Raw genomic sequence first — 20971 nt, 5'->3', positions numbered from 1 at the left:
TAATATAAAAAGGTAACAGAATTATAAGACGTATGAGATTAAGTCGAATTGCGATTGTATTGATAATATTCCTGTCAGGAATAACTAAGATAGCTGCACAAGATGTCGCCATAAAAACCAATGGGCTTTACTGGCTTGCCGGTGGAACTGTAAATGGTGGAGTTGAAGTTGCGACAAGTAACCGCGTGACGCTTCAACTTAGTGGTTCGTACAACCCGTGGACATATAAAAATGATAAAAAAATGCGCTTTTGGCTTGTCGAGCCGGAAGTGAAGTATTGGGTGTGTGAAAAGTTTGAAGGTCATTTCTTCGGCCTGCACGGACACGGGGCGCAGTTCTTCGGTGGATTCCGCGACAAACGCTACGACGGTTACATGACAGGAGGTGGCATCACCTATGGATATAACTGGATTCTCTCACCGCACTGGAATCTTGAAGCTGAAATCGGATTGGGTTATGAGAGGCTTTGGTACAAAGAAAGCGACCGCATACCATGTATCAAATGCTACGAAAGGAAACATAAGAATTATGTCGGACCGACCAAAGCCGCCATTTCATTAGTCTATATATTCTAAATGCAGATTCGTATGAAAAGAAATATCATTTATCCGGTATTGTTGGCTACTTCGGTCGGCATATTTGCAGGATGTGTCACACAAAAGAATGTAAAATCGGTGACAGTGGATCCTGCATTAAGCACACTCACACCGGATAGCGCAAATATGGCTCAAATGCAGGTTACATTCAATGTACCCGGCAAATATTTTTCAAAAAGAAGTCGTTTGGTCATTTCTCCTCAATTGATTGTGGAGGACAGTGTGCTTGACGAATATGAACCGCTTGTGCTTGACGCTCCCATCTATAGTAAGAAAAAGCATCGTAAAGAGGTACTTCACGGATACGAAGATCCGTATGCCCGACAAGCGGTTAAAATAGAAAAACTTTCAGAAACGATAGCCATACCGTTCAATGAGAGCATAGAGATTCCCGATGGAGTGGATAATGCCCGGATTGTCGGTGTGGTATCCAATGACGGTTGCGGTCAATGCACTGGCATTGATACAATTGACATTGCAAACGTCAGTGTCCCTGTTTCATTGATAGACGTCCGTAAGGAATATAACCTGTCATGGATTGAGCCGGAGTTCAAGATACGTCCGAAAGTACATCAGGGCAAAGGTGAAGCACGTTTGCAGTTTATAGTTGACAAGTGGAGTATTGTCATGGACTTGGCCAATAATCGCAGCGAATTGACCGGTATGCTGGAAACCCTCCGCCCGATATTGCAGGATTCGCTTGCTACCCTTACAAGTCTTAATATTTTTGGATCGGCATCTGCTGAGGCAAGCTATCAGCATAATATAATGCTTGCCAACAATCGTGCAACTTCAGCAAAAAACTGGCTTATATCGCAGTTGGGGCTGTCAAAGGAAATCCAGCGTATTATCAAGACAGGTGCAGCACCCGAAGGCTGGGAGCCTGTGGTGCAAGCGATGATTGCGGCAAACGATCCAGACAGTGTCAAGGTGCGTGAGTTGATGCTCAAATATCCCGGTCCCACTGATGATGCGGCAGAGAAATATATACGTCGCCTTGCTTGCTGGACGCGCATTAAAAACAATTATCTGGCAAAAGACCGCAAAGTTCTCTATGATTACTCTTGGACAATCAAGAGTTTCACTGACGATGCGGAATTGCTTGAAATGTACAAGAAGCGTCCCGATGCGTTCAACGAAGAAGAGATGCTGCGTGTATCAACGCTTGCTGCTGATGACAGGTCTCGCATTCAGGTCTATGAGACAATTCTCAAATACTTCCCTGAATCCGATGTGGCTGCCAACAATCTTGCCATATTATATCTCAATGAGAATCGTACAGATGATGCGCGTCAAGTCCTTGAAGCCCGGAAAGAATATACACCGGAAATGCTGAACACACTTGCTGCAAGTTATGTGTTTGCTGAAAACTATGAACGTGCCATCGAACTATTACAGAATGTTGAATTACCGGAAGCCAGATATAACCTCGGACTACTGAATGCGAAACAACGCAAACTCTCAGAAGCCTACACACTTCTGCGACCGTATGCTGACGTAAACAGTGCGATTGCAGCGTTGAGTGTTAACAAGAATGAAGAGGCGAAACAAATTATGGAAGGCGTACAAGCTACATCTCCTGTTGCGGAATATGTCCGTTCAATGATTTCCGCAAGATTTGGCGACACGGCAAAATTCTACAAACATATCGTAGATGCTGTTATAGATAGCAAATTACACAACCGAGCCAAAACAGAGGTGGATTTCCTGCCTTACCACAACGAGCAACGGTTTATCAACATCATAACTAATGGTAAGGAGGATTGAGCATGAAAGGAACAATCAGAAATATAGCGTACATTCTATTGCTACCTGCCATGACATTCACGTCTTGCATCCGTGACGAGATTGAAGATTGCCCACCGCTTCAAATCAACATTGCAGTAAAAGACAAAAACTATTTCAATGTCGATAATGTCGAAGCAGAGCAGCGTAAAGGCGATAATCTTGCCTTCCGTGAATATGTGCCGACTCTCTACTATGTATTGCGTGATTTGAATACGGGCGACGTTGTTGAAGAGTCGGGTGTGTTTGAGGTCAAGGGCGACAAGCAAATTCTTCCGGTAGATCTTTGTCCCTGCATTCCTCATGGCAGGTATGTCCTGACAGTATGGGGTGGCATGAGCAACCTTGATGCGATAAGTGAAGATGGTCTCTCGCTTGACCTTAATCCCAATAGTATGGAGGGAGAAGACATCTATATGACCAACGACACCATACTCTATGATGCATGGCATAACAACCAAACAGTGGAAATGGAGCGGACAAAAGGCAAGCTCATTATTGAAAAAAAATGGGAATGTTTGCTCGAAGGAATCAACGGTTCACGGAAAGAAATAAATGGCATTTATGACAATGTGAATAACGCCTTCAAATATACAGGTATTACAGATGTCTTGGCAACTCATCTATGGGAACCGGAGCAGAACATAATAACTAAAACGGTGCTTTCACCCTCTTTGAAAGAGAATGGAACGAAGCTGCATCTTGATTTTATCAATGCGTCAGACCCTTCGAGTCCGTTGCTTACTCCCAAAGATGTGAAAATAACCATGAAAAGGAACGAATTGACTGTCCTGCGTTATGTGTGGGATTGCGAAAAGCAAGATTTTATCATCTATGCTTTGCTGAACAATTCATGGACGATTATCAGTCAGATGGATATTGAAGAAGAATAAAAGAGAACTTTATAATTAACTAATTTTTTTAACAAAATCATTTATCACATGAAGAAAAATCTTCTGTTCGCGGCAGCAGCAGGCATAATGCTGTTCTCCGCATGTTCCAATGATGAAGATGTCATCAATGGAGGTGGTGCAAACGACGTAAACGTCTCAGGTGAAATCACATTGGCTCTCAATGCCGGTGGTAGCGGCGCCGAAACCCGTGCCGCACGTCCGGTATACAGTTCTGAGGCGTACAGTGAAGTAACGGATGTTGAGCTCAAGCTCTTCAAGAAAAATGGTAACAACTGGGTTGCTGCAACCGATGTTACCACAGACCTTGCCAACGGGGGGTGGGCAATCAGCAATTGGGAAACCCAAAGTGCCGTTTCTCCCGGTACAACCGACAACAAGACAACCAAGACTGTCAAGTTGAAGAACCTTGACAAGTCAGCAGAGTACAAACTGGTTGCCTATGGTTACAAAAAAGAGTTGAAAACAACTCTTGATTGGACTGCCGCACTTGCTGTTGCAACTCCTAACGCTGGAGAAGATGTTGAGGAAATCTTTGCCGGAGATAAAGTATTCTCCACTAATGACAAAGGCAAAATCAGCACAACTCCTGTTCAGGTAGAAATGCGCCGTGAAGTTGCCGGTGTTCTTGGTTATTTCAAGAATATCCCGGAAAAAGTAGGTGAAACAACGGTTAAATCTGTTCGTGTATATGCTTCTTCAAGCAATACTGCCTACAACATTCCCTCACTTTCGTTGCAGAACCAGTGTGGTACTGCCGGTACTGAAAGAGTTACAGTTCTGAATCTTGCAATTCCTACTGAAGGTGTAACAGTTGTTGAAGGTATCTACAACTGGGCAGGCAAGGATGAAACTAACCTTAAAACTGAGGCTAATTCACTCCTTGGTGGTTGCTTCCTCGTTCCATTTGCAAAGGTGGAAGGCAAGGCTACATTTACTATCGCCCTGTGTGATGAAAACGGCAAAGACCTGAAAACTTGGACCGGTGTTCTTGATCAGACTCAGACAGGTGAAGATGATACTAAAATCTTCAACGTGAACCGCAACTATTTCTATTCGTTTGGTAAGAAACTTAAGGCAGATACAACCGATGGACCTGACCCCGAAAATCCCGATCCGGACGAACCCATTGACTTGAGCGTTAACAATGAAATCACAATTATCCTGAACAACGCTTGGGGTGTTATCCACAACATGGGTATTGAAGAAAACTAATCAATGAATCAGGTATATTCACCCGATTAAATCCTAACAGCACCCGGAGGCGGCAGACACCGCTTCGGGGTGCTGTTCATAACCAATATGACCGATGATTATTGTATCATCGTTGCAAGAAGCAGCCCGAATGGTCTGCAAAGCTCACGCAGAAAAGTTGTGAGTAGAAAACAGAGAGAATTATACATAGATAAAAATAACATAATTAACCAAGATTGGGCAAAATCAATTGAATGCCCTGACTTGAAGTCGCCCTTGTGCGGCTTACTTAGACCGCATATAACGGTCGTTACTGAGTCTGACTATGGCTCCTCGTGGAAACGTGAATAACCTTTCCCTAATGTCATTGCAAAAGGCTCCACCAAAGAAGATTATAATTTGAAAACAATATACATATATGAACAGAGTATTAACAACGGTGATGCTTGCTGCCGTCATTCTCAGTTCGTGTACTGATAACGAACTTGACTACGGACCACAACCAGAACGACTGAATAGCCGCGCTGCAATTGAGGTGACTGTTCCCGGTGGTCTAATACAGCAAGCCGATGGGACATGGAAGAGTGATAACTGCCGCGTGCCTATTGTTGGACCGGGACGTGTAATCAACGAAATCAATTCCTCTACCGTCAATGTAATCGGCGTTAGCAACGGGGCGTTGGATAACATTGTGGATACCGATATAACCAATGCTTGCAATATTCCTGCGGCTATCAGCGCGGGCGTTGCATACACGCCCATTGTGTCGGTCAAGGACCTTTATCATGTATATGCTTCCGGTCAGAAAGTAGGATTTGTGTATAAGGATACTGAAGCAGGCGGTGCTAAATTGCTTGATCTCAGCCTTCTTAAAGGACTGACATTAGAAACCTATCTTAACGGGCAAAAGCAAGAATCCGTATATACTGCCGATGAAACAACGACACTCAAACTTGATCTGCTGTCGTTCAATGTAGGTAATTCCGTAGCAGACCGTGTACTTTCCTTCAATGCAAGCAAACCATTCAATGAGGTGCGCATGAGTTTCACCGGAGTTGATGCTACCGTTGCATCCAATATAGCTTTGGCTGTGAAATATGCCTTTGTGGGCGAGAACCCAGAAATCCGCGCTACATCCGAGACGCAGTTCAACAGTTATTGGACAGGGGGAACACCGACTATTAGTAAACACAATATCACATCGGCAGACAAGCTCATCGACAACGATTTGACCAATTCCGCACCGTTCACGTCAGAATTATTCATTAGATCCTATGCCCGAATAAATTTGAAGCGTTCGATTTCCGCCGGAACAGAGGTGGGATTTTATTATAGCACCAACAAAGTTCTCGGTCTTGACTTATTCGGCCAAGCCGCCCCCACATTGACCTCTTATGATGCCAACAATAAAGAGGTTGAAGAATCTACACCTGCAACATCTTTATTAAGCCTGAGCTTGATAGGTTTTTCCGGACAGACACTCACCAACATGGTTACAACGCAGGAGTGTTCGCAAATAGAGTTCACACATCCTGCCGGTTTGCTGAATTTAGGTGGTATGAATGTTTATTATGCCTATGTTCGGGAAGGTGTTAGACTTGATCCCTCCAATTATTTCACATTTGGCGATGATGTTACATACAACTATTCATATCGGTTGCCGGAAACAACAGAAGGAAATGTGACCTATACTATATTGTCGGAACCATACGGTTCAAATCCTTCCGTGCAGAATGGGAACATTCTCACTGGCATGAGCCATGATGGTGCTTACCGAGTACAAGCATTTTATACCGCTCCTGATGGTCGGCAACTTAGCCATACGGCTACAATCATGCACAAATCTGTTGGTGAAAATGCCGGATGCAACAAAGCTATTACTGCCGCTTCACATGGCGCATACGCAGTGGAAGCACTCGGATGGAAGGGCTGTCTGCTTTGTCTGTTTAATGGCAGCAACAACATGAACAATGTTGTAGATCAGAACCCGGACAATTATGCGACATCCAATCAACTGGCATCGGTTCTGGAATGGAGTCCTGTGGCTGCATTCAAAATGAACACACCGGTATCTGCGGCAGGAAAAATTCGTACCGGGTTTGTGGTACAGGCAAATACAATGCTGCTCGATTTGAGTGCGCTGAGTTTCTTCAAAATAAAACTTTATGACGGCGATAACCTTATCAACAATGATGTGACAACAGGAAATTCAAGCGTACATCTGAGCTTGATAGGCTCTGCCAATGACAAAGTGCGTCTTAGCGTTGAAACAGACCAATCGTTTGACCGGATTGAACTATGGCGCAAAGGTGTAGCTGATGTTCTCACATCCATGAGGATTTACAGCATTTTCTATGAAGATCCGTCATGTGATGAATCCTCCGGCATGGGTGGTTGCATGGAGCTAATGACAAATTTGAAAGATGACTTGCAAATAGATTATAACAAGACACTGATTGGCGCAGGACTCCTGTCTGTCGGAAATACATTCAAAAACTTGGATTATCTACTTGATGGCAGTATGGAAACGGGAGCTTTGCTCAACGACGGAGTTTCTTTAGGCGGATCCACAATAGCGTTAAAATTCCGGAAGCAAAAAGCCAACCAGTCTATCGGGCTGGTGTTTGGCAATATGGGAGATTTGCTTTCAGTAAACTTGTCCAAAGTTGGAGAATTGAAAGTTTATAATGGAGATACCAAAGTTGCAAGCACTGCTGATTTTGACATTTTGGGAGCCAGCCTAATTTCACATGGCGGATATACATATATTGAAGTAACTCCCGAACAGGAGTTTGACCGCATTGAGTTCACTGTCGGCGGATTACAACTGCTGAATACCTCAAAAATATGCGGAGTATTTATCCGCCCTGATTCCGATGGCGACGGCATTCCCGACTGCGCTGATACCGATGATGATGGTGACAAACTGGAAATAGAGGACGCAACATTTCATACATGCTACGGCAATGTCTTGAATATTCCGGTCAGTGGAACTCCGGCAGATTCCGAATTAAGTATTTGGTGTTATAATGATGAAAACAAAAAAGATATAACCATCAATGCCACCATTTCCGGTGGACAGATTGTTATTCCTGCACGAGCGTTACCGGTCGGTCGTTATACGCTCTATATTTATTCGGCAGACAGCAGTCAACTATTGGCTTATGATGTCAACGCTATCATTCACCCACAGGTGACGACTTGGAAAACCAATGCAGCATCAACAGGTTGGAACGAATGGGAGAATTGGACAGACGGCAGTCCGTGGTCGTGTACCAATGTCATTATTCCGGCAAATGCCAAACAATATCCGGAACTTGCAAGTAATGAAAAGAACTATTGCAGGAACATCCATTTTGAAAGTGGTGCAGAAGTAGTCGGTACACATCATCTCACAATGGGAGGCAAAGTGTTTGTGGATAAAACACTGCAAGGCGGACACTATTATCTACTTTCCGCCCCGTTGCAGGAAATGTACACCGGTGACATGTTCATATCTCCAAATGCAAATTGGGGAAAAGACAAGTATTTTACAGTTTTGTCTGCCGACAACTATAAAGAAATCCGTAACCAACCAATCGTATATCAACATTTCTGGAATGGCGTGGCAATAGAAAAAGATGAGGAGTTAAACGGAACCGATGTCGGAACAGCACGTTGGTCCACGGATTTCAACGCTGTAAACACGAAGTATGCCGTAGGACAAGGTTTTTTGTTCAAAGCGGGTTCGTCCAATGATAGGAATAATTATACATTCCGTTTTCCTAAGGAACATACTCGGTATTCCTATTTCCGTTCCAATGGCACTTCCACCGGGAAATCAGAGTCAATAGATAGAACGGTTGCGGATATCGGGCGTTTTGCTATGAGTATTCCTCGGAAAATTACACTCAATAACCGAGAAAAAGGCAAGACATTCCTTATGGGCAATCCGTTTATGACACATATCAATGTGGCAAAACTGATGGAGGCAAACTCTGAAATTGAAGAAATACGAGTGTGTAGCGGCAATTCATACAATAAAGATGCGACTATTGAAAGTCAGACAGTTTCAAGCAAGGACAACTCCAATCTACTGGTTGCTCCGATGGAAGCGTTCTTTGTTGTAACCAAGGATGAAACCACATCACTTGAAATCACATTGAACGAGAATATGCTTATGCAGAAACATAAGGTAACGAAAAAATCAAGGAGATAAATATGAAAAATATTATAAAAATAAGACATCTGATTTACGGTCTGGCGGCAATGCTGGTATATGGATGTTCGGAGAATGACACACCTCCTTTGGAAGAACCCTCTGACAGTAGATATTCCATTGCCATTACTGTAAAAAACAATTCACTTGCGTCAACGCGCACCGCTGTTGTTGATCCCGGAGAAGATATATATGGCAAACAACACGCAACACGTGTCCAATTGTATATCTATAAGCAGGAAAACGAGGACTATACCTGTGTGGCAAGTGAAGATATAAGTTGGAAACACCTTGACGGGGCAATGACCGGACTAGATACTCGCCAACAGGGATATCGGACTAAGTATCAGGATTACGAGGATGGTACACAATATATGTTTCTTGCAGTGGGTTTTGACGACACGTTTACAGGAACATCAGACAGCCCTACGTTCCAGAATGCAAATTCGGTGGCAGCCTATGGGAATCCCGGAAGCGTTGCAACCATAGACAAGAAATTGTCAGAAGAGCATTTCAAGTTACAAGATGGTATATCCATAAACTTGATTGCCCAATCGGAATTGTTTGCCGGAAGCGAAACATTTACCAAGCAACAGCTGAAAGATGGGACAGCATTGTCCCACCCGATAATCCTATACCGTCGTGTGGCGGGAGTAATGGGCTATTTCAAGAAACTGCCTGCTGAAATAGAAGGGACTGAAGTCGCTCATGTAAAACTCAGACTTTACACACCCCAAAACAGGGAAATATGGTTTTTACCACAAATGCCAATTGGATATGATTCCCCGGATATGGTTCCAGACAAGGAATATACGGACTACATCACATCCGGCAGCGATAATGATGCGGAGCGTGTCATCGCAAGTTATGAAGTCAAACCGGAGGATAACGGAGTTTTCTCTCTTTCGGCCTATTTGCTACCTATTGCAGCGAGCATGGGAATAGGACAAAGCACACTGGAATTGGTAATGACCGATTCTAATGGAAATGAACTTGCGCGGCGCAGGATATTTTATCAGCCTGATAATAAAACATCAACACGCAGTGGTACAGGCATTATTGACACTCCGGAAAACGAAGATGATAGCCAAGCGATGCACTATCCCATACGTGCCAACCATTTTTACCGAATGGGAAAACATAATAAACCGATAGACCTGAGCGGACAGACAAGCGATATATACATCGAAATAGATACCGTGTGGGATGAATATTATGGAGGCGCAATGGATAATGGTAATGTACCTCCCGGTTTGGGCATTGACAAGGAATGGGGTGAACATGACGGAGGAACACTTGGCGGAGATAAAAAATAACCAATTACAACCAGAAAATAAAAACAAGATTATATGAGCAGATTCTCTTTATTATCAAGCATGGCGATAGCATTGGCAGGAGCTTTGTCGTCATGTTCTTCGGAGTCCGATCTGTTACCGGAATCCGAGAAAACATCAACCACTTTTCACATCGGACTCAACACCCTGTCTCGTGCCGCCCAAAGTCTCAATCTTGCCAATTATGACGCAAAAATGTATCTATATGAAGGTCATGACAATGGCGACGGCACAGTCGGCTATTCGCAGGTGCGCGAATTGGAATTGACAGATAATCACCTTACGGTTGAAGATCTCAATACGGAAACAAGCTACAAAGCTGTTTTTCTCGCAGTTCCAAAAGGTCAAACCCCGAAGCTTCCGGACTTATATAGTGCGGATATAGTTCCATCATACAAAGAAGCTACTGCTGGATATATAAATGGCAATGATGATGAAACAGACAAACATATTTTTAGAAGCATTCTAAGTTTTGTCGCATCTGCAAATACCGGAACGCAATCCACCGTACTTACAAGGCAGAACGGAGCTTTGGAAGTTAGGATAAAGAACATACCTGATATGCAGTCGGTAAAGCTCCAAGTGAAAGGGCATACGACCATGTATATTCACGATGGCACAGGTGGACAAGTGATTACAGACGGTGAACCCATAGCATTGTCAAAGACGATAACCGATGGACTTGGAGCTTCAGAGGTTAGAGTTAAGATAAATCTTCTACCACAAGAGAATATCGCCGATGCCGCCGGGACAAACAATTATCTTGAGATTACTACCTCAACCGGGACAACAAAATATCCGATAAAGTCCGACCACCCCACGATACCAATATATCCTAACCAGATAACTTGGCTGACACTCGGAAACGGAAGCGGAAACTTTGATGTCAGCTTCAGCGGTAACATCAATATTGAAGATGAAGAATGGGACGGATGGATTGATAATTTTTAAGCAACAGGAGGACAGTTTATGAAAACATCATATATAGGATTATTATTGTGCGCAGCCATTGCGTTTACATCATGCGACAATGATACGGATTCATTGTTGGATAAACCTACAAGCGGTAATGTGGAAGGAAACGTCCCGGAGGGGTATTTCCATGCGACATTCTTTCCTCAACCGGCAGGTTTAGTCGCAAACACCCGTGCTGCGGTTAACGGAAATTCCGAGCAGATACAATCTTTAGTGTGCCTGATCTACCAAAAACAGGCAGACGGAATGTACAAATATCATACAGAAAAAACTGTATTGAAGTATGAAGGAACTGTAGGAAATATCACACCCCAGACATACGAGTGGCCTCTAACGCAGGAAATAAATTTTGAACTTCCTAATGGGGATTACAAGGCTGTATTTGTTGGTAATGCCGACAAAAATCTTTTCATAGATCAAAGGGACAATGAAATTCTGACCGGATACAATGGGGACTTCGCGTCTGCACGTATCAATATGCCTGAAATGGGACCAAAAGGTTTCAACCAATACAATATGTTCTATCTATGTACCGTTGATTTCAGCCCGGCTAATCCATCCCCCAACGTATTGATGCAACGTGTGGTTGCCGGAAATGTTTACGGTCGTGACATGATTGATGACAACAAGGCTGTATCCATGTTGGTAGACAATCTTGTCAAGCAAATCCGCGAAAATAATCTCACGACTGATATTGTAAAAGGTTTGCTAAGATCTTCTATACTGGATGCCTTGAGCAAGGCAACCGGGCTTGATGTGATTGCTGGAAGCCTCACAACAATCGTTGACCGTTTGGTAAATATGATATTGGGAGATGTGGTAGAAGCATTAAATGAGCAGTTGCTTAAAGAGGTTACCAAACGTCTTGAAGCCGCGTTGAAGGGTGAAGGAGGTGCAGGTAACAATTTGCTTGGCTTGAACTATATTCTCAACCCGTGGACTACTGTAAATGCTGTTGACGTGACTTATTCGTCCTTACCTAAAAGCATAGACTTTAACCGCACATGCCGTTCTTATTATCCTGAAATAACATGGAAAAACATTCCTGTAACCAAAATTAATAATCTTGGTAAATTGAATGTGCTTAGCCTTTGCGGAGAAGGGAAACTTACGAGAATAGACGTAAATCGTGATAGCGAAGAGTATAAATTATTACTTGCCTCGCTGTTGGAGAAACTGGATGAGCAGGCTCTTAATGGTTTGCTTGTGGATATTCACAAACCTTTGAGTTATCAGATGCAATCCAATTTGCAGTATAGCACTACATTTGAACTTCTGAATCTGACGTTGAGTGACTTCAGCGAAGAATCAACCGGCGAACCGCTGGAGCTGAATATCAAACTAAATGATATAGTTAATCTGGAAGAAGTAGTCAAGCAATTATTGGGCGATAATATTCTTTCCGGCATTGTGGGTGGCTTGACCAACCAACTGTTGCAACCACTGCTTGAGGCTCTGAACAATGTCGTGATAAAACCGCTGAACATTCGTTTACCGGGATTAAATCTCAATAATATTCAATTGGAAGGTTCTTGGGATGCGACCTATGTTTCAGATGGTACGATAGCACCGTCAGTTACGCAATGAATATTATCAAACATAAATTAAAATGAAACATACGCCTGCTGTTATATGCGGGCGTATGCCATTTATAAATGAATATGATGAGAGTCGTCTACTTGAAACCGGTCAGCATCCCGATACCTTCCGTAACTACCTCAAAAAACATGAGCCGGAAATGACGGAACAGCATCGGAAACAAACATAACTGGAGTCTGATAAATAACGGATTTTTGTATTTAATAAAAAGGCAAAATCTATGAAGATACTTTTACAACATAAAATATTCATAGGATATTTCCTTTTGATGGTGATTATTGGCAGCATGGTCGCCATTATTCTCCATGAGCGTAACCGGGTACAGAAGATAGAAGTTGAATCAATCTCTATATTCCAGACCCAGCATAACATCAACACCGCCCATCGTTATGTGACCGCACTGGTAACATACGGCGAATCCGTCTTGGTATGGGATAATGAGGATACTTTGGCTTACCGGAAACGCCGTGTGCAGACCGATTCCATGCTGCAAGCCTTACGCGTACAATGCGAGGAATTCATACTACCCATTCAGATAGATTCGCTCCGTACATTGTTAGCCGCCAAAGAAGCGCATCTGTTTCAAATCATGGAAGCCTCACGGGAACAAAGGCAGACCGACAGCCTTCTGTTAAATCAGAAACCGATCGTTACTACGCACACGACAACTAAGACTGTTACCCGCAAGAAGAAAGGCATAGCCGGACTTTTGGGCGGAAAGGAAACCGTGCAGCTGCCAGTCACGACCCGGCAGACCACATTAGACAAAAAACTGATTTCACAGATAAACAGGCAGCAACGTGATATAGAAACCTATACAGACAGTTTGCGTCTATGTAACAAGGATCTCAATCGGAAACTGCGAATGTTGATTACAAGTCTGGACGAACAGGCATGGATTGCCTTCCGAAACAAGGAGGCGCGTCTGAAAGCATCCTACGAGCGGTCAACCGTTATTATTACCGGCTTGATTATATTCTCTATCGTCATGCTGGTTGTCTTTTATCTCATCATACAACGGGATATAAAAAAGAAGGTGCAGGCAAGGAAAGAGAGGGAACGGTTGATAAAAGAACTGAACCTGAGCGTTGAACAAAACAATACTTTGATAGCCTCCCGGAAGAAAGCGGTGCATACCATTACCCATGAACTGCGCACACCGTTGACGGCAATAACAGGCTATACCGAACTATTACAAAAAGAATGTAATAGCGGTAATAATGGACATTTTCTTCAAAGCATACAGCAATCCTCCGGGCGTATGCGGGATATGCTCAACACCCTACTTGACTTCTTCCGTTTGGACAATGGCAAGGAGCAACCTAAAATGCACCCTTGCCGAATTTCAGTAATCACACACACGCTTGAAACAGAGTTCATACCCATAGCCATGAACAAAGGGCTTTCTTTGACTGTGAGTAACAAAAGCGATGCCGTTATACTGACCGACAAAGAACGGATAATCCAAATCGGAAACAACCTATTGTCAAACGCTATCAAATTCACAGAAGAAGGCGGTGTATCGTTGACTACCGACTATACAAACGGAGTGCTGACACTGATTGTCGAGGACACGGGTACAGGTATGACCAAAGATGAACAAAAACGTGTATTTGATGCGTTTGAACGCCTTTCAAATGCTGCCGCGAAGGATGGCTTCGGTCTGGGGCTTGCCATCGTGCATAATATTGTGACGATGCTTAGCGGTAAAATCCATTTGAATAGCGAAAAAGGGAAAGGAAGCCGTTTCACGGTGGAGATACCGATGCAGAAAGCCGATGAAGTACCGGAACAAGTGATGCGAACTTATATCAGTCGAAAGGAAAGAAATCTCAATGTTGTAGCCATTGATAATGACGAGGTATTGCTCCTGATGCTGAAAGAAATGTATGCCCAAGAAGGAATACACTGCGATACCTGCACCGATGCGGCGGAACTGATGGAAATGATACGCCGAAAGACATACAATCTGCTGCTGACAGACCTAAATATGCCCGGTATAAACGGCTTTGAACTATTGGAACTTCTGCGCTCGTCCAACGTGGGCAATTCACAGACAATCCCCGTAGTTGTGGCAACCGCTTCGGGCAGTTGCGATGCGGAGGAACTTTTGGAACGAGGCTTTGCCGGATGCCTGTTCAAGCCGTTCTCCATATCGGAGCTTATGGAAGTTTCCGACAAGTGCGCAATAAAAACAACTTCCAATGAAAAGATTGATTTTTCAGCTTTATTATCTTACGGCAATGAAGTCGTCATGCTGGAGAAGCTGATAACAGAAACCGAGAAGGAAATGCAGGCTATACGGGATTCGGCAACGCGAAAAGACCTGCAAGAACTGGATGCCTTGACACACCACTTGCGCAGTTCGTGGGAGATACTCCGTGCCGACCAACCATTAAAGGAGCTTCATAAACTGCTTCATTGCGAAGGTACATCAAATAACGAGGCTATCCATAATGCTGTAAAAGCTGTGCTGGATAAGGGTTCGGAAATCATCCGGCTGGCAAAAGAAGAAAGGAGAAAATACGAAAATGGATAAGACAAAAATCATCGTGGTGGAGGACAACATCGTGTATTGCGAGTTTGTCTGCAACCTGCTGGCACGCGAGGGATTCCACACCGTGCAGGCTTTCCACCTCTCGACCGCGAAGAAATATCTGCAACAGGCCGCAGACGGGGATATTGTGGTTTCCGACCTGCGCCTGCCCGACGGCAACGGTATCGACCTTTTGCGCTGGATGCGCAAGGAGGGCAGGATGCATCCCTTTGTCATCATGACCGACTATGCCGAAGTGCATACGGCGGTTGAAAGCATGAAACTCGGCTCACTGGACTACATACCCAAGCAGCTTGTGGAGGACAAACTCGTTCCTCTGCTCCGTACCATGTTAAAAGAACGGCACACCGGACGGAGCCGTATGCCCCTGTTCTCGCGTGACGGCTCGGCGTTCCAAGCCATCATGAAGCGGATAAGGCTGGTAGCCCCCACCGACATGAGCGTGCTGATATTCGGGGAGAACGGCACGGGCAAGGAGCATATCGCCCACCTGCTGCACGACAAAAGCAAACGGGCAGGAAAACCGTTCGTTGCGGTGGACTGTGGTTCTCTCTCCAAAGAGCTTGCGCCGTCGGCATTCTTCGGACACGTCAAAGGAGCGTTTACGGGTGCGGACAATAGCAAGAAAGGTTATTTTCACGAGGTGGAAGGCGGTACGCTGTTCTTGGATGAGGTTGGCAATCTCGCAATGGAAACCCAGCAGATGTTACTCCGAGCCATACAGGAGCGGAGATACCGCCCGATAGGTGATAAGACGGATAAAAGTTTCAATGTCCGTATCATCGCCGCCACCAACGAAGATCTGGAGACAGCTGTGAATGAAAAGCGATTCCGGCAAGACCTGTTATATCGTCTGCATGACTTCGAGATAACCGTCCCGCCATTGCGTGACTGTCAGGAGGACATCATGCCGTTGGCTGAGTTCTTCCGTGAGGCAGCAAACAAAGAACTGGAATGCGATGTTATCGGATTTGACGGGGAAGCCCGTAAGACATTGCTGACCCATGTTTGGCCGGGCAATGTCCGTGAACTTCGGCAGAAAATCATGGGTGCGGTGTTGCAGGCGCAGACCGGATTTGTCACGAAAGAGCATCTGGAACTTGCCGTGACGAAACCAACCTCACCTGTCAGTTTCGCCCTGCGAAACGACGCGGAAGACAAGGAGCGGATTTTGCGTGCGTTGAAACAGGCGAACGGAAACCGAAAGGTTGCCGCCGAACTGCTCGGAATAGGACGTACTACGCTGTACAGCAAGCTGGAAGAGTATGGGTTGAAATACAAATTCAGGCAATCATAGCCGGTAATTCACTGAATTTAGCTATCTTTGCATGAACATTTGAAGGTAAACGGCGATTGGGGAGCCTTTCGCCGCCGATATATAACATAAGACCGCAAGGTGTTTCTAATGGAAATCTGGAAAATTGACATTAACAGGAACTATTGCGTGATTGCTTATGCTATGCCTACGCATAGCGTGCATTCACCTATTCCTGTTAGGGCATTCCAGAGCCTCCATTAGAAGTAGTGTGGATTGCACGCTACTTTTTTGCACCTTGCCCAACGAAAGGAAAAGACTATGGGTAAAGTTCAGATTCTTGCCGTCCTCACGATGGACGGATGTCATTCTTCAGAATTATATGGCAAAGCGTATGAGGATTTACGCCTTGACCGCTGCGATATTGACAAAATAGGGGAAAACGCGCTTTACCATGTCACACCGGACTACTCCATCTCCATGTTGGACGAATGGCGGAAAGACAATACAAACATCTGCTATCTCGCAGAAGCCACTCCCGACAATTCAGACTATATTAACGGGCTACTGCGTATGCGGGTGGTGGATGAGATTATCCTATATACCGTGCCTTTCATATCGGGAACGGGACGGCATTTCTTCAAATCGGCACTGCCCGAAGCACGCTGGACACTCTCCTCACAAAAGAGTTATTCCAACGGAGTGTACCGGAGCATCTACACACGTAAGGAAACCATGAAATAGCCGGGATGTTTCATAGAAGAACACTTTTATAATCCGTTTAGTAAAGCAATGTTCTGAAATAGAACATTTTAAGATGACCATAATTCATACAGGACAAAAAATATCAATTTTTATTGCGTTGAAATCCAGTACGTTGTAAAGACCGTGCCGGATTTTTTGCTTTTGGGTCGCGATTTTTGCCAATATTATTCATGTGCGCATACCGAAAACAGAGTGTAAAATTTCAAAATTGACAGGACATGAATTATTTTTTATTGGCGGAAACCGATTTCTTCCGCCAGATAAACGAAGCCGGGGACTGCAATATGGAAAAAGCATACACGGCTTTCGCCACCCAAGTGATCGAACTGTGTATCGGCAGCCCGGACACGAACCGGACCATCATCGCGTTGGCTTACATCGAAATCGAATTACAGCATCATCCCGTGCGTAACCTTCCCGAAGAAAAGAAGGAAATAGCCAACTATGTCAGCAAGGCTCTCTCTTTCGTAAGGAAGATGCAGAAGTTTCTTGCCGCTCCCCAAGTGCCGCCACTAATCCCCATCCAAACATCCACCGACAACACAAACGAAAATACCGCCTCACCCTTGCAATGGACGGGCAACGCCATCGATCTCGTGGAACTGATCTACGGCATCAACGAGATGGGCTGTATCAACAACGGCAATATGCCGCTCAAACAGCTCGCCCCACTCCTGTACAAGATATTCGGTGTGGAATCAAAAGACTGTTACCGTTTCTACATCGACATCAAACGCCGGAAGAACGAGAGCCGCACCTACTTCCTTGACAAAATGCAGGAAAAACTGAACGAGAAGATGCTCCGTGATGAAGAGATGGAGCGTATGAGAAGATAAACCGTGTCATATATGAATCAAGGGATGGTGATATGCTATCCTTTGATTTGTATAATACCAACACTTTATCGGAGTTATAGCCCCGAATGTCAGGCAAAAACGTTACCTTTGCATATTGTTATTGATATGAATATGGGCATTGACAATCTAAATATAGTAGAGGTACTTATAGCCGAGAAGGAAAGCGGACGGGTGGAGTTCAAGGAAACCACCGGTCAGTTGGAGCGTGGCATGGAAACGCTTTGCGCCTTTCTGAACGGAGAAGGCGGAACGGTATTGTTCGGCGTGAATGACAAGGGAAAAATCATCGGTCAGGAAGTGAGCGACAAAACAAAGCGGGACATAGCCGATGCCATCAATCGTCTGGAACCGGTGGCTGCGGTACAAATATCCTATGCTCCGATACCAAACAGTGAGAAGAAGGTAATTGCTTTTCGCGTTGAAAATTCAAAGAACAATCGTCCGTTCTCTTATAAAGGAAGACCATATATGCGGGTGGAAAGTGCAACCACGACGATGCCGCAGGCTACATATAATGACTTGCTGTTGCAACGTGACGGCAACCAATACCGCTGGGAACTTTTAGAAAACAGAGACCTGACTTTGCAGGACTTGGATGTCAATGAGGTGTTGAAGACCGTAAGGTTAGGTATAGAATGCGGTCGTCTGCCGGAGGATACAGGTACTGATGTCCCTGTCATATTGGAAAAGTTCGGATTACAGAAAAACGGGGTGTTGAACAATGCGGCAGCCGTGCTGTTTGGAAAACACGAGCGTATGGAATATCCCCAATGCCTGCTTCGGTTAGCGCGCTTCAAAGGCACGGACAAGACTGTTTTCATGGACAGCCAGCGCATTCATGGCAATTTTTTCCAATTGCTCAACGTAGCGATGGCATTTATATTCAAGCACCTTTCCTTATCCGGTACAACAGACACTTTGGAACGGGAGGAACATTTGACCATTCCGTATAAGGCAATAAGAGAAGGGGTCGTGAACAGTCTTACACACAGGTCGTACAAAGAAGCCGGTGGTTCAGTGGGCATTGCCATTTATGATGACCGCGTAGAAATTGAAAACTCCGGAACATTTCCACCCAACTGGGATGCAGAGAAAATGAAGTCAGAGCATGAATCGAAACCACAAAATCCATTATTGGCAAATGTCCTGTACAAACGAAAGGTTTTGGAAAGCTGGGGACGCGGCATCGGACTGATGATGTCCGAATGCCGCAAAGCCGGATTACCTGAACCGGAATACAAGATATGGGCAGACAGTGTAACGCTGATATTCAGATGTGAGGTGTCGAACCGACCAAGTACCGACCAAGCACCGACCAAGCACCGACCAAGCACCGACCAAGTATTTGCATTGGTGAAAGTATTGAATGAACGTGAGTTGTCCGTAAAAGAAATAATGGAGGCATTGGAGTTGAACCATCGTCCGACATTCAGAACAAACTACCTGCATCCGGCATTGAATGAAGGGTATATTATTCCATTGTATCCGGAACAACCGAGCCATCCGAAACAGAAATACCGCCTTACGGAAAAAGGCTTGGAATTGTTGAAACAGCAATAGGCATGGCAAAAAAGAAGAAACAGCAGGGGCATTACTGCCGGATTTGCGGCGAGTACAAAGCCAACGAGAAGTTCAGCGGCAAGGGACACGCACGGCATATCTGCAAGAAATGCCAGTCGCTCCCCGAAGAGGTGAAAACGGACATGATACGCTGCAATGAAGTGGAACGTGCCGCTTTCAAATACCCTATGACCCGTCATGACTGGGAACTGCTGGAAAAATATGCCTCGAAGTACAAGGACAAAGAATCCGGGCGGTTCGCGCAGGATATGCTGGACATGAAACGGGACAATCACGCACCGGATGAAGATTTTGAAGAGAACGCTCCATTTGCTGGAACTTGCGAAGAGGCAACCGTTCCTTTCGCCGAATTGGAGGATGACATCCGCTATCAACTGGAGGAACTGCTGGCGGACAACATCAATGAGTTCATGATACACAAGGATTACATTCCCGAAGGTAAGGAACTGAAAAACATCAACGAATGGGTCCTTAAAGAAACTCGTGACACCTTTTTCATAAAGGTCATTCCCGATGTCGCTTATGACAGTCTGGTGGAAGAAACAATAAACAGCCTTGTGAAGGAATGGGAAGAGGAGGGTTTCGAGATAAAGACCTATTCCGCATCGCTGGTCGTCATGGAAACGGAACGACTGCTTATCCGCAAGATAACCCGGAAAGATATAGATGCGCTCCTTGCCATAATGGGAAAGCCGGAAGTCATGTACGCTTGGGAACACGGCTTTACCAAAAAGGATGTGCGCAAGTGGATAAACAGGCAACTCACCCGATACCGCAAGGACGGATTTGGATATTTTGCCGTCATACTGAAAGAAAACGGTACGTTGATAGGGCAAGCCGGCCTGATGAAAAGTACCATAAACGGAAATGAGGCTGTCGAGCTTGGATATATACTTGATAACGCATATTGGCATAACGGTTACGGTACAGAAGCCGCCCGTGCTTGTCTGGAATACGCCTTTGGGGAGCTGGCACAGAAAACCGTTTGTTGCAGCATCCGACCGGAAAACGGGGCATCCATCCGGGTGGCGGAACGGCTGGGAATGACCCTGTGCGGCAGTCATACCGTCATATACAACGAAAAAGAAATGCCACACCTTATATATGAATTGAAAACTGGAAACTGATAAAGAAAAATCCGTAACCCACATTGCTGTTGAGTTACGGATTTTTCATCCGGCTATTTCTGCTGCAACAGGTGTTTCAGGTTTTCATCGTTGGCAATCCGCTCCAGTTCCTCCTGAACAATCTGCTTGACTTCCTCCTTGATGCGCCTGTAATTCGCCTGCACCGTTTCCTTCATGCGGTCGTTGCCGTCCTCGTCAGTGAAGTCGGTAATGACGGGTATCTTCTTGTAGGCTTTT

General features: G+C 44.9%; 16 protein-coding genes. 15 read left to right on the top strand and 1 reads right to left on the bottom strand.

Going from position 1 to position 20971, the window contains the following annotated elements; all coding sequences use genetic code 11:
• Positions 1-32 precede the first annotated feature (32 nt).
• From BACCOPRO_RS04995 to BACCOPRO_RS17430, 15 genes are all read left to right on the top strand, one after another.
• Positions 33-575, top strand: coding sequence for a DUF3575 domain-containing protein (locus BACCOPRO_RS04995; protein ID WP_008141541.1), 543 nt, complete (start codon positions 33-35; stop codon positions 573-575).
• A 12-nt stretch (positions 576-587) separates the two neighbouring features.
• On the top strand, positions 588-2363 hold the full coding sequence (locus BACCOPRO_RS04990; protein ID WP_040311223.1) for a tetratricopeptide repeat protein: 1776 nt from the start codon (positions 588-590) through the stop codon (positions 2361-2363).
• A gap of 2 nt (positions 2364-2365) precedes the next feature.
• Positions 2366-3274 carry a hypothetical protein gene (locus tag BACCOPRO_RS04985; RefSeq protein ID WP_008141539.1) on the top strand — a complete coding sequence of 303 codons (909 nt, stop codon included), beginning with the start codon at positions 2366-2368 and terminating at the stop codon, positions 3272-3274.
• A 48-nt stretch (positions 3275-3322) separates the two neighbouring features.
• Positions 3323-4507, top strand: a complete 1185-nt coding sequence (locus BACCOPRO_RS04980; protein WP_008141538.1) for a hypothetical protein — start codon at positions 3323-3325, stop codon at positions 4505-4507.
• Positions 4508-4928: 421 nt separating this feature from the next.
• Positions 4929-8684, top strand: a complete 3756-nt coding sequence (locus tag BACCOPRO_RS04975) for a hypothetical protein (RefSeq protein WP_008141537.1) — start codon at positions 4929-4931, stop codon at positions 8682-8684.
• 2 nt (positions 8685-8686) lie between these two features.
• Positions 8687-10000 carry a FimB/Mfa2 family fimbrial subunit gene (locus tag BACCOPRO_RS04970; RefSeq protein WP_008141535.1) on the top strand — a complete coding sequence of 438 codons (1314 nt, stop codon included), beginning with the start codon at positions 8687-8689 and terminating at the stop codon, positions 9998-10000.
• Between the two features lie 33 nt (positions 10001-10033).
• The gene (locus BACCOPRO_RS04965; protein ID WP_040311205.1) at positions 10034-10969 is read left to right on the top strand and encodes a hypothetical protein; all 936 of its coding nucleotides are present in this window, start codon (positions 10034-10036) and stop codon (positions 10967-10969) included.
• Between the two features lie 18 nt (positions 10970-10987).
• Complete coding sequence (locus BACCOPRO_RS04960) at positions 10988-12580, top strand: hypothetical protein (protein ID WP_008141532.1); 1593 nt, start codon at positions 10988-10990, stop codon at positions 12578-12580.
• A 22-nt stretch (positions 12581-12602) separates the two neighbouring features.
• A complete protein-coding gene (locus BACCOPRO_RS18300; RefSeq protein ID WP_008141530.1) occupies positions 12603-12761 on the top strand; it encodes a hypothetical protein in 159 nt (52 codons plus the stop codon).
• Between the two features lie 51 nt (positions 12762-12812).
• Entirely contained in the window at positions 12813-15131 is a 2319-nt protein-coding gene (locus tag BACCOPRO_RS04955; protein WP_008141529.1) for a hybrid sensor histidine kinase/response regulator, read from the top strand.
• A complete protein-coding gene (locus BACCOPRO_RS04950; RefSeq protein WP_008141527.1) occupies positions 15124-16446 on the top strand; it encodes a sigma-54-dependent transcriptional regulator in 1323 nt (440 codons plus the stop codon). The genes BACCOPRO_RS04955 and BACCOPRO_RS04950 overlap by 8 nt, the downstream gene beginning before the upstream one ends.
• 279 nt (positions 16447-16725) lie before the next feature.
• Positions 16726-17148 carry a dihydrofolate reductase family protein gene (locus BACCOPRO_RS04945; RefSeq protein WP_008141526.1) on the top strand — a complete coding sequence of 141 codons (423 nt, stop codon included), beginning with the start codon at positions 16726-16728 and terminating at the stop codon, positions 17146-17148.
• A 239-nt stretch (positions 17149-17387) separates the two neighbouring features.
• Entirely contained in the window at positions 17388-18005 is a 618-nt protein-coding gene (locus BACCOPRO_RS04940; protein ID WP_008141524.1) for an RteC domain-containing protein, read from the top strand.
• Positions 18006-18137: 132 nt separating this feature from the next.
• Complete coding sequence (locus BACCOPRO_RS04935; protein WP_040311222.1) at positions 18138-19586, top strand: Fic family protein; 1449 nt, start codon at positions 18138-18140, stop codon at positions 19584-19586.
• Between the two features lie 2 nt (positions 19587-19588).
• Positions 19589-20734, top strand: coding sequence for a GNAT family N-acetyltransferase (locus BACCOPRO_RS17430; RefSeq protein WP_008141521.1), 1146 nt, complete (start codon positions 19589-19591; stop codon positions 20732-20734).
• Between the two features lie 53 nt (positions 20735-20787).
• Here the strand turns inward: BACCOPRO_RS17430 and BACCOPRO_RS17425 are convergent.
• Positions 20788-20971, bottom strand: a 184-nt coding sequence (locus BACCOPRO_RS17425) for a hypothetical protein (RefSeq protein ID WP_008141519.1), incomplete at its 5' end; no start/stop codon positions are given.

This window comes from Phocaeicola coprophilus DSM 18228 = JCM 13818 (assembly GCF_000157915.1).
GTDB lineage: Bacteria > Bacteroidota > Bacteroidia > Bacteroidales > Bacteroidaceae > Phocaeicola > Phocaeicola coprophilus.
The sequence above is the reverse complement of the archived record's forward strand: the minus strand, read 5'-3'. Positions and strand labels throughout refer to the sequence as shown.